The organism is Streptomyces sp. NBC_01546, from assembly GCF_045208355.1.
GTDB lineage: Bacteria > Actinomycetota > Actinomycetes > Streptomycetales > Streptomycetaceae > Streptomyces.
In genome coordinates this window covers 1533833-1552108 of record NZ_CP109379.1, presented here as the reverse complement: position 1 = coordinate 1552108, position 18276 = coordinate 1533833, and the positions used below count along the sequence as shown (strand labels likewise).

Here is an 18276-nt window from a genome sequence, read left to right as displayed (position 1 = left end):
GCCTCCCGGGCGATCGGCAGGCAGGAACGGGCCCACGCCCTGCCCCGCACCCGACCCGCGACGGATCAGGCCGTACCGGCCGATGCGCGCACGATCACGGCACCCAGGGCGACTCGCGGCCCCCGAGGAGAATCATGAAGGGCCTGCACCGGCTCGGCCGGCGTCGCCGAACAGCGGTGATAGGACTGTCGGCCGCGGCGCTGGTGGCTGGTGCCCTGACGCTCCTGCCCAGCTCCGCCGGAGCCGCCGCCCTGGGTACGCAGGCGGCCCCCTCGGGCAGGTACTTCGGCACCGCTGTGGCCGCCGGCAGGCTCGGGGACTCGAAGTACGCCGCGATAGCGGACCGGGAGTTCAACATGATCACCCCGGAGAACGAGATGAAGTGGGACGCTATCGAACCGTCCCGCGGCAACTTCAACTTCGGCCCCGCCGACCAGATCGTCAACCGCGCCATGGCACACGGCCAGCGCATGCGCGGCCACACCACGGTCTGGCACTCGCAGCTCCCGTCCTGGGTCAGCTCCATCGGCGACGCGAACACGCTGCGCAGCGTGATGAACAACCACATCACCACCGAGATGACCCACTTCAAGGGCAAGATCTACGCCTGGGACGTGGTCAACGAGGCCTTCGCCGACGGAGGCAGCGGCCAGCACCGCAGCTCGGTGTTCCAGAACGTGCTGGGCAACGGCTTCATCGAGGAGGCGTTCCGCACCGCCCGGGCGGCCGACTCCTCGGCCAAGCTCTGCTACAACGACTACAACATCGAGAACTGGTCGGACGCCAAGACCCAGGGCGTCTACAGCATGGTCAGGGACTTCAAGTCCCGCGGCGTGCCGATCGACTGCGTCGGCTTCCAGAGCCACTTCGGGACCGGCGGCCCGCCGTCCAGCTTCCAGACCACCTTGTCCGCCTTCGCCGCCCTGGGCGTGGACGTCCAGATCACCGAGCTGGACATCGCCCAGGCGTCGTCCACCAACTACGCCAACGCGGTCAACGCCTGCCTGTCCGTGACCCGGTGCACCGGCATCACGGTGTGGGGCATCCGTGACAGCGACTCCTGGCGCAGCGGCGAGAGCCCCCTGCTGTTCGACAACAACGGCAGCCCCAAGGCCGCCTACACCACCGTCATGAACGCCCTCAAGTCCGCCTCCGGTACCGGGCCGGGCGGGACGCCCGGCGGAACCGGTACCGGGCAGATCAAGGGCGTCCCCTCCGGTCGTTGTATCGACATCAACGGTTCCACCACTGGCAACGGCACCCAGGCGCAGCTGTCGGACTGCAACGGACAGACAAACCAGCGCTGGACCTACACTTCCGGCAAGCAGCTGATGATCTACGGCAACAAGTGCCTGGACGCCATGGCCAAGGGCACCAGCAACGGCACAATGGTGGTCATCTGGGACTGCAACGGCGGCGCCAACCAGCAGTGGAAGATCAACACCAACGGCACGATCACCGGCGTCCAGTCCGGGCTGTGCCTCGACGCCGTCGGCGCGGCCACCGCCAACGGCACCAAGATCCAGCTGTACTCCTGCGCGTCCGTCGACAACCAGAAGTGGACCGCCCCGTCCGGGACGGGCGGCGGCACGTGCGCTCTTCCCTCTACGTACAAGTGGAGTTCGACGGGTGCCCTCGCACAGCCGTCGAACGGGTGGGCCGCGGTGAAGGACTTCACCCACGTGGTGCACAACGGCAAGCACGTGGTCTACGCGTCGAGCGCAGAGGGAACCTCGTACGGCTCGATGGCGTTCAGTCCCTTCACGAACTGGTCGGACATGGCGTCGGCCGGCCAGACCAAGATGAACCAGAACGCGGTGGCGCCCACGCTGTTCTACTTCGCGCCGAAGAAGATCTGGGTGCTGGCGTACCAGTGGGGTGCGTCGCCCTTCAGCTACCGCTTGTCGAGCGACCCCACCAACCCCAACGGCTGGTCCGCGCCGCAGCCGCTGTTCACCGGGAGCCTCCCCGACTCCGGCACCGGCCCGATCGACCAGACCCTGATCGCCGACGACCAGAACATGTACCTGTTCTTCGCCGGTGACAACGGCAAGATCTACCGGGCGAGCATGCCGATCGGAAACTTCCCGGGCAGCTTCGGCTCGTCGTACACGACGGTCATGAGCGACACGGCGAAGAACCTGTTCGAGGCGCCGCAGGTCTACAAGGTCCAGGGCCAGAACCAGTACCTCATGATCGTTGAGGCTCGGGGTGCGAATGAGCAGCGCTACTTCCGCTCGTTCACGGCCTCCAGCCTGAGCGGTTCGTGGACCCCGCAGGCCGCCAGCGAGAGCAACCCCTTCGCCGGCAAGGCCAACAGCGGAGCCACCTGGACCAACGACATCAGCCACGGCGACCTGGTCCGCAACAACCCCGACCAGACCATGAGCATCGACCCCTGCAACCTGCAGTTCCTCTACCAAGGCAAGTCCCCCAACGCGGGCGGCCCCTACGACCGACTGCCGTACCGGCCGGGTGTCCTCACCCTGCAGCGTTGACCTGCCTGATCCACGGTGATGTGCAAGGAGAACACCTCCCGATGAAGAACGCCACAGCCGGCGGGCGCCGCGGGCGTCACCGCCGTCGCTGGAGCGCCACCGGTCTGCTGCTCGGTGTGCCCGCCGTCCTCGTGCCGTACTTCCTGTTCGTGTAGGAGGACTCGCGGGCCGAGACCAGCCGGTAGTGCCTACTACGGGCTGGTCTCGGTGCGCAGCGGCAAGGTGCTGGACGTCTCCTCGGCCGCCGCGGTCGCCTGGCAGTTCTCCGGCCGCGACCAGGCTGTCCGCGAGGCACGGGAGAAGACCATCCTACGGATCACCGCCTTCTCGTCCTTCGCGCTCGCCACGTACGTCGCCGTCGACGCCGTCCTGCCGCTCTCTGACACCGGAGAGGCCGAGCGGTCCATCCCCGGCATCGTGCTCGCCGCTCTGTCCCTGGCCGTGATGCCGTTTCTGTCGGCCGCCCAGCGCGAGGCCGGCACGAACTCGGCTCCGCCTCGGCGGTTGCCGACTCGGACGCTTCCAGGGTGCGGCCACAGGCGACCACCGCGCTCCCGAGGCCGCCGCGACCAGTGCCTTTCCCTTGTTAGCGCTCGGTGAGCGGCTTGGAACCGCCGGGCTGGGTGCCGGGGAGCGTGCGCCCACTGCACCCGCGTCGCTGCCCTGCACAAGGGTTCACGATGTCCGGTCGTAGGCACCGGCTGAGGATGGCGGCTTCGGATCGCAGCGGCCGGAGGCCGGAGCTCGGGGCGCAGCAGGCCAGGTGCGTTTGGTCCCGAGGCCGTCGACGAGCACCGTCTCCGGTCGTCTCGCCGGTACAGCGGCCAGGTCCGGCTCCGCCTACCCCGCGCAGCAGTACTCGCAGCGGGCCGGCGGCACCAGCTCAAGGCCTCGGGCCGTCGCCTCGGTCTACGGACGGCCGTGGCGCTCGACGGGCTGCCCGGGCGGTGAGGCTGCGGAGCCGGTGCCCTGTCTTCGCCGCACGTGCTTCAGGTTGCGGGTGTGGCCGTCGTCTGTTCGTCGGTCAGGCGGGCCCGCCAGTCGCTGACGTAGTCGTCGGGCATGGACGCCAGGCGGGCGATTTCCCCGTCACTGCGCCCATCGGACCAGGCCAGGATCCGTGTCACGGTGCGGTTCCGTGCCGCGCGGAAGTCCTTGAGCATGTTCTCGAGGTGTTCGGCTTCCTCGGCTTCGCGGACGAGCTGCTGGTCGACGGCGGAGCGTTCCTCGGCGCGCAACCGGCGCAGATGGGCGTCCAGGCCCGTCAGGACCAGACCCTCCTCGTGCGCGGAGTTCTGGAACCCTTCGGCCAAGGCCGCCAGCACGCAGTCGGGGACGTCGGCGAGGGTGGCCCCGGGGGGCTTGGCCGCCTCCCAGGTGCCCCGACCCGCCTCTGTCGTCTCCAGCCAGACGCGGGCGTCTGTCGGAACACGGTCGCCGCACGCCTGCGCGCGGTAGGCGTACAGGGCGGCACGGTGGCCGTAGAAAGTGAAACCGTCCTCGATCTGCCGGTCGGCGGCGCGGCACATCCGCCCCGGTACACCGCCGTAGCCGCTCTCGGGACTGTAGTCGGCGTAGGCATCGAGTTCCGCGTCCGTGGCCAGGCCCCAGGAGGGATCGCACAGACCGGGGTTCATGGCGAGGAACGCGCCGACCTCGACACGCCAGGCAGGAATCGGTGTCGTGCGCAGCCCGGGCCAGCGGAGATCGCCGGAGGGGTCGAAGGTGTGTGTCGCGGCCTGCTCGATGTCGTCCCAGGCGGTGGCGGCCTCGGCCGACCACTCCAGTTCGTCGCCCGGTCCGATGCGGTGGATGGAGTCCACGAGCCGCTGCACGGCGGGGAGTATGCGCAGGGCGAGCGCGTGCAGTTCCTCAGCGGTGAAGAAGCGCCAGGAGCAGCCGCGCTGTTCGTCATGGGTCAGGTGGCCGAGCAGCTGCACCATGATTCCGGAGGCCGGGACGGTTCCGTCGCCGAGCGCCCTGCGGGGGAGGCCGGGGAGCTGGCTGCCGAGGTCTTCGGACGGGGCCCGCCAGTCGATGTCGCCGAACCATACGGCGCCGTCGCGTGCGTCCACTGCCAGCCACTGGTGGTAGCCCGCACCCGGGCCGTAGCGCTGCTCCTGCTGCTCGGCGTGCTCGTCGTGCCATACGTACTCGCCCGGAGGCGGGTCCAGCTCCACGGCCATGAAGCCGTCCTCGGGGCGGTAGCCGGTGAGGACGCGGGCCGTTCGCGGCGCACTGTCGGCGGCGGTCATGAGGGGTTTCCTCTCGCTGGAACGTCAACCGTCGCAAACGTAGGGCGCCCGCCACGCAATAGTTTAACTTTCAGCCACCGCGTCCGGTAGTCGGACAAGCCGGGAGACCTGGCGTCACCACCCGGTCTACGCGCGTGCGGCCGCCGTCAACTTGGCGCATTTCACGTGGGTTCACGCTCCGTTCGCCTCCGGTAGCCGCCCGCCGCAGCCTCATGCGAGCGCGGCCAGCGCTTGCGCGGCGAGCATCTGCTCCAGGTCCAGGACGGCGCGCGGGGCGTGCCGGGTGTCGATGCGGACGGCGTAGATGAAGCGCGTCAACTGCGGCTCGGCCAGGGGGCGGGCCACGACCTGGGTGTTGGCGCGGGGCAGGGCGAGTTGCGGCATGACGGCCACGCACAGGCCTGCGGCCACGAAGCCGAGCACGGTGTTGAAGTCGTCCCCCTCGTATTGCAGGCGGGCCTGGAAGCCAGGCGTCTTGGCCATCTGGGAAAGCAGTTCCAGGCGCAGTGCGGCCTCCGGAGCCGCGATCCAGGTCTCGGACGCGAGGCTGGCAAGGTCGATGACCTCCCTGTCGGCCAGGCGGTGGTGTGCCGGGACCACGGCCACCACCGGATCCCGTGCGACCAGCGTCCGGCGCAGCATCCGGGGCGGCGGGACGGGGATGAAGTCGTAGTCGTAGCTGAGGGCCAGGTCCATGTCCCCCCGCTTGAGCCGGTTGTAGCAGGCCTCGGGTTCCAGTTGGCTGAGGCTGACCTGCACGTGGGGGTAGGCCGCGTGGAGTTGGGCCAGCGCTTGCGGAACGATGCTGGTGGCGGCCGAGGCGAAGGCGCCGAGGCGGATCCGTCCGGCCGTACCCGCGCGCATGGCGTCGAGTTCCACCGATGCCGTCGCCAACGCGTTGCGGACGCCCTGCTCGGCGTCGAGAAGGACTTCGCCGGCCGGTGTGGCGCGCACGGGCCGGCGCTCCAGCACTCTCAGGCCCGCGCGGCGTTCGAGTTCGGCGATCTGCTGGGAGACCGCGGGCGCGCTGTAGCCGAGCTCGCGTGCGGCGGCGTTGAAGGAGCCGTGCCGCACGACGGCTTCGAGGGTGGCGAGCAGGCGGGGGTCGAGTCCGTGCACGGAGTTAAGGCTCACTTATCTGTCGCGAAGATGTGTTTTCTTGTGATTGCGGATGAACGCCAGCAGGATTCTTGCTAGCGGCAAGAAAAACGCAAGCCCGCGCTCCCGGATCGTGACCGCCCCTCCACCTTGTCGCCGGGGCGCCCTCCGCCAGTGCCCCGTCCGCCCCGTCCGCTTTTTCTGCCGCCGCCCGCGGTGGCCGGGGACGTCCGGCGGGGCGGGTGTGCACCCGGCCGTCGACGATCACCCCTCACGCCCTGAAAGGAAGTGGTATGCCCCAGCCACCACTCATCGGACTCACCACCTACCTGGCCGACGCCCGGTGGGGCGAGTGGGACCTGCCCGCCGCAGTGCTGCCTGCGGCCTACGCCGGCTGTCTCCAGGCCGCGGGCGGCCGGGCCGTCCTGCTGCCGCCGGACGCCCCGTCGGCAGCGGCCGATGTGGTCGCACGTGTGGACGCGATCGTCCTGACGGGAGGCGAGGACGTGGATCCCGCCCTGTACGGCGCCCGGCCCCACCCGCGCACGGGGCCGCCGGTCCGCGAGCGCGACCGGTGGGAGCAGGCTGTACTGGCCGCTGGTCTCGCCCGCGACATACCCGTGCTCGGAGTGTGCCGGGGTATGCAGCTGATGAACGTACACGCCGGAGGCACCCTCATCCAGCACCTGCCCGACAGGGTGGGCCATCACGGCCACAACCCCTACCGGGGCCACTTCTGTGCCCACACCGTCACCACCGCGCCCGGGACCCGGATCGGCGCCCTCCTGCCGGGGACCCGCGAGGTCGCCACGCACCATCATCAGGCCGTGGATCGCCTTGGCTCCGGGTTCATCGTGGCAGCCCGTGCGGCGGACGGCACCGTCGAGGCGATCGAGAGCACCCGGCACCGCTTCGCCGTGGGCGTCCAGTGGCATCCGGAGATGGGTGTCGACACGCCGGTGGTGCACGCCCTGGTGGATGCCGCCGGTTCCGCCGCAGACACCGATCGGGCGGCTTCGGTGGCAGGACGGAAAGTGCGCACGGTACGAAACTCGCCGGGCCGGACTTTCCCGACACAGGTGTCTTGACACCCTCCGGCGCACCCATCAGGATCACACCGTGAACCTGTCAGACAGCCAGACAGGTGGCCAGGCCCCGCGGCGCGTCAGCGCGATGGAAGCGGTCTTCGGCCACCTGCGCAGCGCCATCGAGCGCGGTGAGTACGTCGTGGGCGACAAGCTCCCCTCCGAAGCCGAGTTGTGCCGGACCCTGGAGGTCAGCCGGCCCGTGCTGCGGGAGGCGCTCCGAGCCCTCCAAGCCATCGGCCTGACCGCCTCCAAGAGCGGCAAGGGCACGTTCGTCCTGGCGAACACGGTCGAGGACCCCACCTTCGGCGACTACGTCGCCAGCGACCTGCTGGAGGTGCGCCGGCACGTCGAGATCCCGGTCGCCGGGTACGCCGCGCTGCGCCGCACCCCGGAGGACCTGGACCATCTGGGCCACCTGCTCGACCGAATGGAGCAGGAGACCGACACCACCGCGTGGGTGGCGATGGACACCGTCTTCCACCTGGCGGTGGCCGAGGCATCCCGCAACCCCGTCTTCCGCCGCGTCATCGAGGAGATCCGCGACGCACTGGCGCGTCAGTCGACCTTCCTCAACGAACTGGGCGGCCGGCGCGAGCAGTCCAACTGCGAGCACCGGGCCATCCTCGAAGCGCTGGTCGACGGTTCCGAGCACGACGCGGTGGAGGCCATGTCCCACCACCTCCTGCGGGTCGAGACGACCCTCACAGAAATCGTGCGCCCCCAGCGCGCGGCCACCTCCACGGAAGGCAGACCCGAGGCGTGAGCGAGCAGTTCCTCAAAGACGAGAAGCGCCCCACGACCCGTCACGTGGACGCCGGGGACACCGGCTACAGCAAGTCCTTGACACCCCGGCACGTCAACATGATCGCCATCGGGGGTGCGATCGGCACCGGGCTCTTCCTCGGCGCGGGCGGACGCCTCGCCGACGCCGGCCCCTCACTGTTCGTCGCCTACGCCGTCTGCGGGATCTTCGCATTCCTCGTCGTACGCGCGCTCGGCGAGCTCGTCATGTACCGGCCGTCCTCCGGCGCCTTCGTCTCGTACGCCCGGGAGTTCCTCGGGGAGAAGGGCGCGTACACCGCGGGCTGGATGTACTTCCTCAACTGGGCGACCACCGGCATCGCCGACATCACCGCCGTCGCCACCTACACCCATTACTGGCGCCTGTTCTCCGACGTCCCGCAGTGGGTGATCGCGCTCATAGCCCTGGCCGTGGTCCTCACCGTGAACCTCATCTCGGTGCGGATCTTCGGCGAACTGGAGTTCTGGTTCGCCATCGTCAAGGTCGGCGCGCTGGTCGTCTTCATGGCCATCGGGATCTTTTTCCTCGTGACCCGGCACCCCATCGACGACGCCGTGCCCGGTCCGTCCCTGATCACCGACAACGGCGGGATCTTCCCCAACGGCCTGCTGCCCATGCTGCTGATCATCCAGGGCGTCGTCTTCGCCTACGCCTCCGTCGAGCTGGTCGGAGTCGCGGCCGGTGAGACCGAGAATCCCGAGGAGATCATGCCGAAGGCGATCAACTCGATCATGTGGCGCGTCGGCCTCTTCTACGTCGGCTCGGTCGTCTTGCTGTCGATGCTGATGCCGTGGAACAGCTACAGCGCCGGCCAGAGCCCGTTCGTGACCGTGCTCTCCCACATCGGCATCCCGGCGGCCGGCGACGTGATGAATCTGGTCGTTCTCACCGCGGCCATGTCCTCGCTCAACTCCGGCCTCTACTCCACCGGCCGCATCCTGCGCTCGATGGCCGTCAACGGCTCCGCCCCGAGCTTCACCGCCCGGCTGAGCCGCACCCAGGTGCCCTACGGCGGCATCCTGCTCACCAGCGGCATGTGCGTCCTCGGCGTCGGGCTCAACTTCGTCGTTCCGGCGGACGCGTTCGAGATCGTGCTCAACCTGGCCGCCATCGGCATCCTCGCCACCTGGGGCATGATCATGCTCTGCCACCTCCTCTTCTGGCGGAAGACCCGTGACGGCGAACTGACCCGTCCCTCCTACCGCCTGCCCGGGTCCCCGTGGACCGAACTCGTGACACTGGCCTTCCTCGCCTCCGTCCTGGTCCTCATGTACGCCGACGGAGGAGCGGCGCGCACCACCGTGCTGTGCGTGCCACTGATCGCCGCGGCGCTGGTCGCCGGCTGGTACGCCGTCCGCGGCCGCGTGGCGCGCGCCGCCGCGAAGAGCGAGGGCTGAACCGGGCGGCGGGCGCGGCCCGTCCCCCCGGGCCGGGCCTGCCGCCGGCCACCCCGGTCAGCAGCAACCCACCACCGAACGAGGCAGTGATGCGCAGCAGTCTCCTCGCGGACGCGCCCGCGATGCGCGAGCCCCAGCATGCACCCGTCGCCCACGTCACCCGGGGCGGTGTGATCGAGGGAGTCCACTACGGATCCGTCGTCGTCCTCGGCGGTAATGGCGACGTCCGGTTGAGCATCGGAGACATCGAGGCCGCCTGCTACCCGCGCTCAGCCCTCAAGCCGGTCCAGGCCCTCGCCATGGTGCGGGCCGGGCTGCCGCTCGACGGCGCCCTGCTCTCCCTCTCGATGGGCAGCCACTCCGGCGAGGAGCACCACCTCGCGGGTACCCGGCTGATCCTCGAACTGGCCGGTCTCACCGAGGACGACCTGCGCAACGTCCCCGACGTGCCGTACGCCCCGGCGGTCCGGGATGCCTGGGTGCGCGAGGGCCGCGGGCCTTCCCGGCTCGCCCAGAACTGCTCCGGCAAGCACGCGGCGATGCTGTACCTGTGCAAGCTGGCCGGCTGGCCCCTGGAGAGCTACCTCGACCCAGGCCACCCGCTTCAGAGGGCGATCGCCGAGGTCGTCGAGGAACTCACCGGCCAGCACATCGCGAACGTCACCGTCGACGGCTGCGGAGCCCCGCTGTTCGCAGTGTCCCTGCACGGCCTGGCCCGCGCCGCCGCCCGCATCGCCACGGCCGGTCCGGACACCGCCGGGCGCCGGGTGGCGGACGCGCTGCGCGTCCACCCGGAGATGGCCTCCGGCACAGGGCGAGACACGGCCCAGCTGATGCGCGCGGTGCCCGGGCTGCTGGCCAAGGACGGCTTCGAGGGCGTCCAGGTGGCCGCGCTGCCCGACGGCCGGGCCGTCGCAGTGAAGATCGCCGACGGGGCGGACCGGGCGCGCATCCCGGTGACGGCCGCAGCCCTCGCCCGGGCGGGAGTCGAGCCGCGGCTGCTCGCCGGGTTCGAGGGCGAGCCGATGACCGGCGGCGGCCGGCCCGTCGGCGGCATCCAGCCGGTGGCGGCGCTGAACCCGCCCAGCATCCCCGCCACCGCCTGACTCCATCCCCTTTCACCACCTTGACCCACCCACCTCAGGAAGAGGGCCGCACACCCATGACCGCCGCCACCCGCAGCGAACACGACCTGCTCGGAGACCGCGAAGTCCCCGCCGACGCCTACTGGGGCGTCCACACCCTGCGCGCCACCGAGAACTTCCCCATCACCGGGATGCCCATCTCCGCCTACCCGCACCTGATCGACGCCCTCGCTGCCGTCAAGGAGGCCGCAGCCCTCGCCAACGAGGAACTCGGCCTGCTGGAGCCCGCGAAGGCCGCCGCGATCGTCGCCGCCTGCCAGGAGATACGCGGCGGCAAGCTCCACGACCAGTTCGTCGTCGACGTCATCCAGGGCGGAGCTGGCACCTCGACCAACATGAACGCCAACGAGGTCATCGCCAACCGGGCGCTGGAGCTGCTGGGCCATGCCAGGGGCGAGTACCGGCACCTGCACCCCAACGAGGACGTCAACCTCGGCCAGTCCACCAACGACGTCTACCCGACCGCCGTGCGGATCGCGACCGTCTCCGCGGTGCGCGGCCTGCTCGGCACCATGGCCGTCCTCCAGGACGCGTTCGCCCGCAAGGCCGTCGAGTTCCGCGACGTTCTGAAGATGGGCCGCACCCAGTTGCAGGACGCCGTGCCGATGACGCTCGGGCAGGAGTTCTCCGCCTTCGCCGTCATGCTCGACGAGGACCGCAGCCGGCTCGCGGAGGCGGTCGAGCTGATCCTTGAGATCAACCTCGGCGCGACCGCGATCGGCACGGGTCTCAACGCCCCCGCCGGATACGCCGAATCGGCCCGCCGCCACCTTGCCGACATCACCGGGCTGCCCCTGGTCACCGCGGCCAACCTGGTCGAAGCCACCCAGGACTGCGGCGCGTTCGTCCAGATGTCCGGTGTACTCAAGCGCATCGCCGTCAAACTGTCCAAGACCTGCAACGACCTGCGCCTGCTGTCCTCCGGGCCGCGCGCGGGCTTCGGCGAGATCAACCTGCCGCCGGTGCAGGCGGGTTCGAGCATCATGCCCGGCAAGGTCAACCCGGTGATCCCGGAGGTCGTCAACCAGGTCGCCTTCGAGGTGATCGGCAACGACATCACCATCACCATGGCCGCCGAAGCCGGACAGCTCCAGCTCAACGCCTTCGAGCCGGTCATCCTGCACTCTCTGTCGAAGTCCATAACCCACCTGCGCGCGGCCTGCCTCACCCTCGCCGAGCGCTGCGTGGCCGGCATCACCGCCAACACCGAGGTGCTGCGCGCCACCGTAGAGAACTCCATCGGCCTGGTGACCGCCCTGAACCCGCACATCGGGTACACGGCCGCCACCGACATCGCCAAGGAAGCCCTCGCCAGTGGCCGGGGTGTGGCCGAGCTGGTCCTGGAGAGGGGCCTGCTGCCGGCCGAGAGGCTCGCCGCCCTGCTGCGGCCCGAGGTGATCGCGGGAACCGGCGCGGCTATGGCCTGACACGGGTCCGCTGTCGGCTTACCGGCCGCGTGCGACTCCGGCGCTGCTCCTCACTCCGGCCGTGGCCAGCCGTGGTGCGGAGGGTGGGGTGGCGGTGGCGGGATGGTGGCCGTTCCCGCTCCACGGCGATGCGCTGGGCGCGGCCGCCTGCGGGTGCGCGGACTCGTCCGAGCGGACGGCGACGACGTAGTCCAGCCCGCGTTCCGCCAGGCCGTGGCAGAACGCGGTGATCTGGCCGTAGCCGGCGTCGGCGACGATCACCATCGGCTCCAGGCCCGTGCGCGGCGAGCGCGGTGGCGCCGAGGTCGTCGTCGAGGACCGTGACCACACCGCTCGTACCAACGTCTCTGCCTGACTGGGCATGGGAGCGCGCAGATGTCCGCCAAGCCCTCCGCACCCGCGATATCGGCACCGTGTTCCGCCACGGCCAGCAGTACAGCAGGGCCAGCCAGGCGCGCATCGCGGCTGCCGTCGGCATGACGCAGGCCCGCGTCAACGCCATGGACAGCAAGGTGTCCCTCTGGAAGATCTTGGCACTCCGCCCGGTGGAGCGCTCGAGCTGACTCGCCAGTTCCTGGCGGGCGGTCGATGTCCTCGCACACCCGATTGAGCCTTTCCGGGGTCGTGCCGGGTGACGATCAGACGGGCGTGGGCTGTCGCCCGTCAGGGTGTTGTGGAGCCTGGCCAGATGGCCGAGGCGTCGTCGCGGTGCGGGTCGGGCAGCCGGATCGGGCGGACAGGGATGGTGCGTTCGCGGCCTTCGGTGGCGGCCGTCCACGGGGCGGGGTGCCCGGAGTAGCACAGGGTGGTCAGGACGAAGAGGCCGTCGGCGTAGACCTCGACGTACTCGCCAATGGTGAGGATGCGCAGCGTGGCGGCGGGTTCGGTCAGGACGGTCTCGCCGAGCCGGGTCCCCTCGGGGCCGGTGACCCAGAGGTTCTTGCCGTCGCAGCCGACAACGAGGGCGGGGCTGCCGTCCGGGGAATCGGTGCGGAGAATAACGTCGACGGGCCCGGTGAGGCCGATGTCGCCGACTGCGTGCGGGGCGGGGTGCTCCGTTTCCTCGCCGAGCCAGACGTCCAGGCCGGGCCACCATTCCAGGCGGGGCGTCGAACCGTCCAACATGACAAGGGACTTGGGCTGGGCGAGCATCCCGCGGCAGGTCTCGCCGGAGTCAGTGAGGCCGACCCGGCGAGGCGTAGTGTGCAGCACGACGCGGGAGCCATCGGGCGCGACGATGACGCGCGGGGCGTAGGCGCCGGCCGGGCCGAGGGGACCGCGGCGGGTCCAGGGCCCGCGCAGGCTGGGGGCGGTCCACGACTCGAAGCCGCGGGTCGCGCCGATGGAGCCGAGCAGCAGCCAGCTTCCGTCGTCGAGGCGTTCCAGGACCGGGCATTCCAGTTCATCGACGTCACCGGGGGAGATGAGCGGCGGATGGACGGTCCAGTGCTCCAGGTCCGCCGAGGTGGCCAGGGCGACACAGCCGCTGACCTCCACCGGGAGGGAGGCGTCGCTGGCGCAGACGACCATGACCCAGCCGTCCGACGCGTCATCGCGTACGACGAACGGGTCACGCCAGGCCATCTTCTCGCTGGTGCGGTACCAGCGCGGGTCCGCCTCGACGACCGGCCTGGTGCCATGGCGGCGCCAACCGGTGCCGTCCGTGCGGTCCGAGTACGCCAGTCCGACCGACTGGACCGGCCAGCCGCCCGGTGTGAGACCGAAGACGCCGGTGTAGAACATCGTCATTGCGTCGCCGTGCCGGATGGGGTGCATGGTCCACACGGCCTGCTGGTCGAAGCGGCCGGGCAGGCCGTTGCCGAAGGCGGTGCCCTGGGGCTGCCAGTGGACCAGGTCGGTGGAGGTTGCCCGGCCGTAGGAGGTCTCCATCCGCAGATGATCGAACTCCGTTGTCCAGGGCCCCTGCAGGTGCAGCACCGCGTATGTGCCGTCCTCGTCCCGCAGGAGGGCGAAGTCGTTCACGCAGAGGCCGGGCGGGGCGTATCGCATGCACATTCCTGTCGGCTCACAGCGCCCAAACGTATGCGCTGATGCTTGATAACAAAAAGGTCTCTCAAGGATCAGCCCAAGTAAATCCGAACGCAAACGCTTGCGCAACAACGAGGGCGGGTTTACGGTCACGTCACCTGCAGATCACATCGACGTGAAACCAACGGGAGGGAATGCGCCGTGACGGCCAGCATCACCGATGTCGCCCGCGCCGCCGGAGTCTCGACGTCCACCGTGTCCCGCGCGCTGCGCGGACGGCCGGGCGTGTCCGAGGAGGTGCGGACGCAGATCGCGGCCCTCGCCGCCCAGCTCGGCTACACCGCCTCGCGTTCCGCGTCGAGCCTGGCCAGCGGGCGCACCTTCACCATCGGGGTCGTGGTCCCGTACGTCGGCCGCTGGTTCTTCGGCACCGTGCTGGACGCCGCCGAGCAGGTCTTCAGCGCCGCCGGGTACGACGTGCTGCTGTACAACCTGGGATCGCCGGAGACACGCAAGCGTTTCTTCACCAAGCTGCCGGTCCGCAAGCGGGTGGACGCCGTGCTGTCGCTCCTCATCCCTGACGAGGAGGAGTCGGCTGCACTGCGTTCACTCGGGGTGCCGCTGGCCACCACGGTCGGCGGAGCCCGGCTCGGCTTCACCGTCGTCGGCATCGACGACCGGGCCGGAACGGAGAGCGCCGTACGCCACCTGGTGAACCTCGGTCACCGACGGATCGGGATGATCAGCGGGTCCAGTGGGCCGCTGCACTGGACCACCCCCGTCGAAAGGCGCAGCGCCTACCTGGACGTCCTGACCGATGCGGGGATAGAGCACGATGCGGCCCTGGAAGCGGACGGCGACTACACCGTCGAGGGCGGTGAGCGGGCCATGACCGAGCTGCTGGCTGTCTCCCGCCCGCCGACTGCCGTGTTCGCGCAGTCGGATGAGATGGCGATGGGCGCACTGCGCGCCCTGCGCCGCCACCGGCTGAAGGTGCCGGACGACGTGTCCGTCGTCGGCTTCGACGACCACGAACTCGCCGACGTGGTCGGACTGACCACCGTCGCCCAGCCGGTTGCCGACCAGGGCGCCGAGGCCGCCCGGCTGCTGCTGCGGCAACTGGACGAACCCGACGCCGAGCCGCCGGGGCTGGTGCAGATGCCCATCCGTCTCGTCCTGCGCGAGACCACCGCCCCGCCGCGCCTGCGCGGCCCGAGGTAACCCCCCGAGCGCCGCACCCCCACGCCCCGGAAAGCTCCCCCCGCACTTCGAACCCTCGCCACAGCACGGAGGCACAAACCATGAGCTCGACCAACAGAAAGTACCGCCGTACCGTCCGTACGGGCCTGGCCCTCGCTCTCCCCGTGGTGGCGCTGGCCGCCTGCGGCTCGGGCGGCGGCACCGATGCCTCCGCCGAGGCCGGAAGCGGCAAGGGCACCATCAGCGTCTGGGCCCACCAGGGCCAGAAGAACGAGGCCAGTGCGCTGCAGAACGCGGTGAAGTCCTTCAACTCCTCGCAGGGCGACATCAAGGTCGACTTGAAGCTGATCCCCGAGGCCGACTACACCAAGACCATCACGGCCACCGACGCCTCCAAGCTGCCGGACGTGATGGAGTTCGACGGCCCGACCATGGCGAACTTCGTCTACAACAAGAAGCTCGCCCCCATCGACACGCACGTCTCCACCAAGACCATGGACAACGCCACCGACGCGAGCAAGGCGCAGGGCGAGGTCGGCGGCAAGCACTACGGCCTGGGCATGTTCGACTCCGGCCTGGGGATCTACGGCAACAAGAAGCTGCTCGACGCGGCCGGGGTGAAGTACCCGACCAGCCTGTCCAATGACTGGACGGCGACGGAGTTCACCGCCGCGCTGGGGGCGCTGAAGGCCGTGGACACCGACGGCAAGACCCTCGACCTCCAGGAGACCGGCGGCTACGCCAACGAGTGGGGCACCTACGGTTTCGCCCCGGTCGTCTGGTCCGCGGGAGGTTCCCTCCTCAAGGACGGCAAGGCGGAAGGCGCCCTCGACACCCCGGCCGTGATCTCGGCCATGAAGACCTTCCAGTCCTGGAAGACGTATGTCGACCCCAACACCGACGGCAACGCCTTCGCCAAGGGCCGCGTCGCCCTGAGCTGGGTCGGCCACTGGATGTACCCCGCCTACAGCGAGGCCCTCGGCGACGACCTCGTCGTACTGCCGCTGCCCGACTTCGGCAACGGCCCCAAGACCGGCCAGGGCTCCTGGGCCTGGGGCATCGGCGCCGACAGCAAGAACGCCAAGGCCGCCGGCACGTTCCTGGACACCCTCCTGAACGACGCCAACATCACCGCCATGACAACGGCCAACGGGGCGGTGCCCGCCACCAAGACCGCGCTCGACAAGAGCGAGCTCTACAAGCAGGGCGGCCCGCTCCAGCTCTACGCCGACCAGCTCGCCAAGCCCTGCGGCGACAAGGACATCACCAAGTCCTGCGTCGCCGTCACCCGCCCGGTGACCGCCGGCTACCCCCTGGTCACCTCGAAGTTCAGCGAGGCCCTGAACTCCATCTACGGTGGCGCCGACCCCGAGAGCGCTCTGCAAAAGGCCGCCCGCGCCATCGACCAGGACTTCTCCGACAACGCCGGCTACAAGATCCCGTAGGACCCATCGGCCCGGGCGGCCGCGGCTGCCGCGCCCACCCCGCCAGGAACAGGACCCTCCCGTGACATCCGTGGAACCCGCGCACGCCGCGCCGCCCGGCCCGGAGCAGGCCTCATCCGTGACATCCGTGACATCCGCGCGATCGACGCGATCAGCGCGGCCGGGCCGCAAGAACCGTGACTGGCTGCACGGACTACTCATGTCCGCCCCGGCCGTCGTCGGACTGATCGTCTTCGTCGGTGTGCCGTTCGGCTACGCCGTGGTGCTCTCCTTCTACAACGTCCGCCTCGGCTCCCCGCTGGAGCCCAGCTTCTTCGGCTTGGAGCAATACCGGAGGCTGTTCACCGACCCCGACCTGTCCGGCCCGTTCCTGCGGGCCCTGCTCAACAACCTGACCTTCGCCGTGTTCGTCGTACCCGTGCAGACGGCCCTGGCACTGGCCCTGGCGATCCTGCTCAACCGCAAGCTCAAGGCCATCGGATTGTTCCGGTCGCTCTTCTTCATGCCGGTCGTCTTCCCCATGGCGCTGGTCGCCGTGATCTGGCGACTCATACTGGCCCGCAGTGACCAGGGCATGCTCAACTCCGCGCTGGACGCGGTGAGTTTCGGCAATTGGGGCGCCTTCGACTGGCTCGGCGACTCCGCCACCGCCATGGCCTCGATCGTCGTGCTGTCCATCTGGCAGGGCGTCGGCTTCCAGATGGTCATCCTGCTCGCCGGCCTCCAGCAGATCCCGGGTGAGCTCTACGAGGCCGCCGAACTCGACCGCGCCAGTCGTTGGCAGCAGTTCCGCCACGTCACCCTGCCCGGCATCCACTCCACCCTCGTCTTCGTTGCGATGCTCACCTCGGTGCTCTCCTTCCGGGTCTTCGACCAGGTGTACGTCCTCGTCCGCGGGGGCGGTCTGGATGAGGACGCCACCCGCACCGTGATGTACCAGGCCGTCACCACCGCCTTCGACCAGAACAACATCGGCCAGGCGTCCGCGATCACCGTCGTCTTCTTCCTGATCGTCGTCGCCCTGACCCTCATCCAGCGCCGCGTCGTCCGGCCCGGAAACGAGGACTGACTCATGGGCACGACCCCTACGCCCCTGCGCCGCTTCATGGACTATGCCGTACTCAGCGTGCTGGCCTCCGTCTTCGTGCTACCGGTGATCTACCTGTTCCTGGGCAGCCTCAAGCCGTCCGACGAGATCCTGAACGGTCTCTCCGGCTTCCTCCCGACCGACCTGTCCTTCGACAACTACTCCGCCGTCCTGAGCAGCCTCAACTCCGACAGCACCGGCTATTTCTGGCGCTTCATGGGCATCTCGCTGCTGCTGGCGTTCGTGGTCGTGACGGGCGGCCTGTTCGTCAACTCGATGGCCGCGTACGGGCTGTCACGGCTGAAGTGGCGTGGACGAGAAGCCGTCTTCACGCTCATTCTGCTGCTGATGTTGGTCCCGTTCGAGTCGGTGGCCGTCCCGCTCTTCTACATGTTCAACGACCAGCGCAACACCCTCTACATCCTGGCGCTCCCCTTCATCGCCAACGCCTTCTCGGTCTATCAGTTCCACACGTTCTTCCGCTCGATCCCACCGAGCATCGAGGAAGCTGCCCGGATCGACGGCGCGGGCCCCTGGCGCACCTTCTTCGCGATCATCGTCCCGATGAGCAAGCCGGCCTTCGCCTCAGTGGCGATCCTGACCTTCCTTATCCAGTGGGGCTCGTTCCTGTGGCCGGTGCTGATGGTCTCCGACCCGTCGGTCCGCCCGCTGCCGCTGGAGATGAGCGTCTTCCAGGGCCAGCAGCCCCCGGACTGGGGCCAGATCCTCGCCTTCGGCGTCCTGCTGGTCCTACCGGTGCTGATCGTCTTCGCGTTCTTCCAGCGGTGGTTCGTCCAAGGCGTGGCCAGCTCTGCGGTCAAGGGCTGAGTCCGGCGCGTGTCCAT

15 protein-coding genes and 2 pseudogenes are annotated in these 18276 nt (G+C 69.5%); 13 read left to right on the top strand and 4 right to left on the bottom strand.

The window, feature by feature from the left end:
• Window positions 1-134 precede the first annotated feature (134 nt).
• The 3 genes and pseudogenes from OHA89_RS07460 to OHA89_RS07450 form a co-directional block, all read left to right on the top strand.
• Window positions 135-2498 (top strand): non-reducing end alpha-L-arabinofuranosidase family hydrolase, encoded by a 2364-nt coding sequence (locus tag OHA89_RS07460; RefSeq protein ID WP_266613709.1) that lies wholly within the window; start codon window positions 135-137, stop codon window positions 2496-2498.
• 41 nt (window positions 2499-2539) lie between these two features.
• Window positions 2540-2738 (top strand): annotated as a pseudogene (locus OHA89_RS07455) (hypothetical protein); the annotation flags it as partial.
• A pseudogene (locus tag OHA89_RS07450) lies at window positions 2721-3013 on the top strand (cation transporter); the annotation flags it as partial. The pseudogenes OHA89_RS07455 and OHA89_RS07450, both read left to right, overlap by 18 nt.
• A gap of 474 nt (window positions 3014-3487) precedes the next feature.
• Here the strand turns inward: OHA89_RS07450 and OHA89_RS07445 are convergent.
• Window positions 3488-4753 (bottom strand): hypothetical protein, encoded by a 1266-nt coding sequence (locus OHA89_RS07445; RefSeq protein WP_406365723.1) that lies wholly within the window; start codon window positions 4751-4753, stop codon window positions 3488-3490.
• Between the two features lie 210 nt (window positions 4754-4963).
• Entirely contained in the window at window positions 4964-5872 is a 909-nt protein-coding gene (locus tag OHA89_RS07440; protein ID WP_053788610.1) for a LysR family transcriptional regulator, read from the bottom strand.
• 272 nt (window positions 5873-6144) lie between these two features.
• On the opposite strand from OHA89_RS07440, the gene OHA89_RS07435 reads away from it, so the two are divergent.
• The 5 genes from OHA89_RS07435 (at window position 6145) to aspA (ending at window position 11710) form a co-directional block, all read left to right on the top strand.
• On the top strand, window positions 6145-6939 hold the full coding sequence (locus OHA89_RS07435; RefSeq protein ID WP_266613704.1) for a gamma-glutamyl-gamma-aminobutyrate hydrolase family protein: 795 nt from the start codon (window positions 6145-6147) through the stop codon (window positions 6937-6939).
• A gap of 31 nt (window positions 6940-6970) precedes the next feature.
• Window positions 6971-7702 (top strand): FadR/GntR family transcriptional regulator, encoded by a 732-nt coding sequence (locus tag OHA89_RS07430; RefSeq protein ID WP_266613702.1) that lies wholly within the window; start codon window positions 6971-6973, stop codon window positions 7700-7702.
• Entirely contained in the window at window positions 7699-9138 is a 1440-nt protein-coding gene (locus OHA89_RS07425; RefSeq protein WP_257553328.1) for an amino acid permease, read from the top strand. The genes OHA89_RS07430 and OHA89_RS07425 overlap by 4 nt, the downstream gene beginning before the upstream one ends.
• A gap of 89 nt (window positions 9139-9227) precedes the next feature.
• A complete protein-coding gene (locus OHA89_RS07420) occupies window positions 9228-10244 on the top strand; it encodes an asparaginase (RefSeq protein ID WP_257553327.1) in 1017 nt (338 codons plus the stop codon).
• A gap of 56 nt (window positions 10245-10300) precedes the next feature.
• The gene (gene aspA / locus OHA89_RS07415; RefSeq protein ID WP_266613699.1) at window positions 10301-11710 is read left to right on the top strand and encodes an aspartate ammonia-lyase; all 1410 of its coding nucleotides are present in this window, start codon (window positions 10301-10303) and stop codon (window positions 11708-11710) included.
• An 18-nt stretch (window positions 11711-11728) separates the two neighbouring features.
• On the opposite strand, the gene OHA89_RS07410 is transcribed toward aspA, so the two are convergent.
• Window positions 11729-12073: a transposase gene (locus OHA89_RS07410; protein WP_406365719.1), complete on the bottom strand. Its 345-nt coding sequence runs from the start codon at window positions 12071-12073 to the stop codon at window positions 11729-11731.
• 50 nt (window positions 12074-12123) lie between these two features.
• Between OHA89_RS07410 and OHA89_RS07405 the strand changes: the two genes are divergently transcribed.
• Window positions 12124-12273 (top strand): hypothetical protein, encoded by a 150-nt coding sequence (locus tag OHA89_RS07405; protein ID WP_257553325.1) that lies wholly within the window; start codon window positions 12124-12126, stop codon window positions 12271-12273.
• A gap of 100 nt (window positions 12274-12373) precedes the next feature.
• Here the strand turns inward: OHA89_RS07405 and OHA89_RS07400 are convergent, their stop codons facing one another.
• Window positions 12374-13720, bottom strand: coding sequence for a hypothetical protein (locus tag OHA89_RS07400; protein ID WP_052872400.1), 1347 nt, complete (start codon window positions 13718-13720; stop codon window positions 12374-12376).
• Window positions 13721-13900: 180 nt separating this feature from the next.
• Between OHA89_RS07400 and OHA89_RS07395 the strand changes: the two genes are divergently transcribed.
• From OHA89_RS07395 to OHA89_RS07380, 4 genes are all read left to right on the top strand, one after another.
• Entirely contained in the window at window positions 13901-14920 is a 1020-nt protein-coding gene (locus OHA89_RS07395) for a LacI family DNA-binding transcriptional regulator (protein ID WP_266613697.1), read from the top strand.
• 80 nt (window positions 14921-15000) lie between these two features.
• On the top strand, window positions 15001-16344 hold the full coding sequence (locus OHA89_RS07390) for a sugar ABC transporter substrate-binding protein (RefSeq protein WP_266613695.1): 1344 nt from the start codon (window positions 15001-15003) through the stop codon (window positions 16342-16344).
• Between the two features lie 199 nt (window positions 16345-16543).
• On the top strand, window positions 16544-17413 hold the full coding sequence (locus tag OHA89_RS07385) for a carbohydrate ABC transporter permease (protein ID WP_266613693.1): 870 nt from the start codon (window positions 16544-16546) through the stop codon (window positions 17411-17413).
• A gap of 3 nt (window positions 17414-17416) precedes the next feature.
• Window positions 17417-18259 carry a carbohydrate ABC transporter permease gene (locus tag OHA89_RS07380; protein ID WP_266613692.1) on the top strand — a complete coding sequence of 281 codons (843 nt, stop codon included), beginning with the start codon at window positions 17417-17419 and terminating at the stop codon, window positions 18257-18259.
• The last annotated feature ends 17 nt before the right edge of the window (window positions 18260-18276 follow it).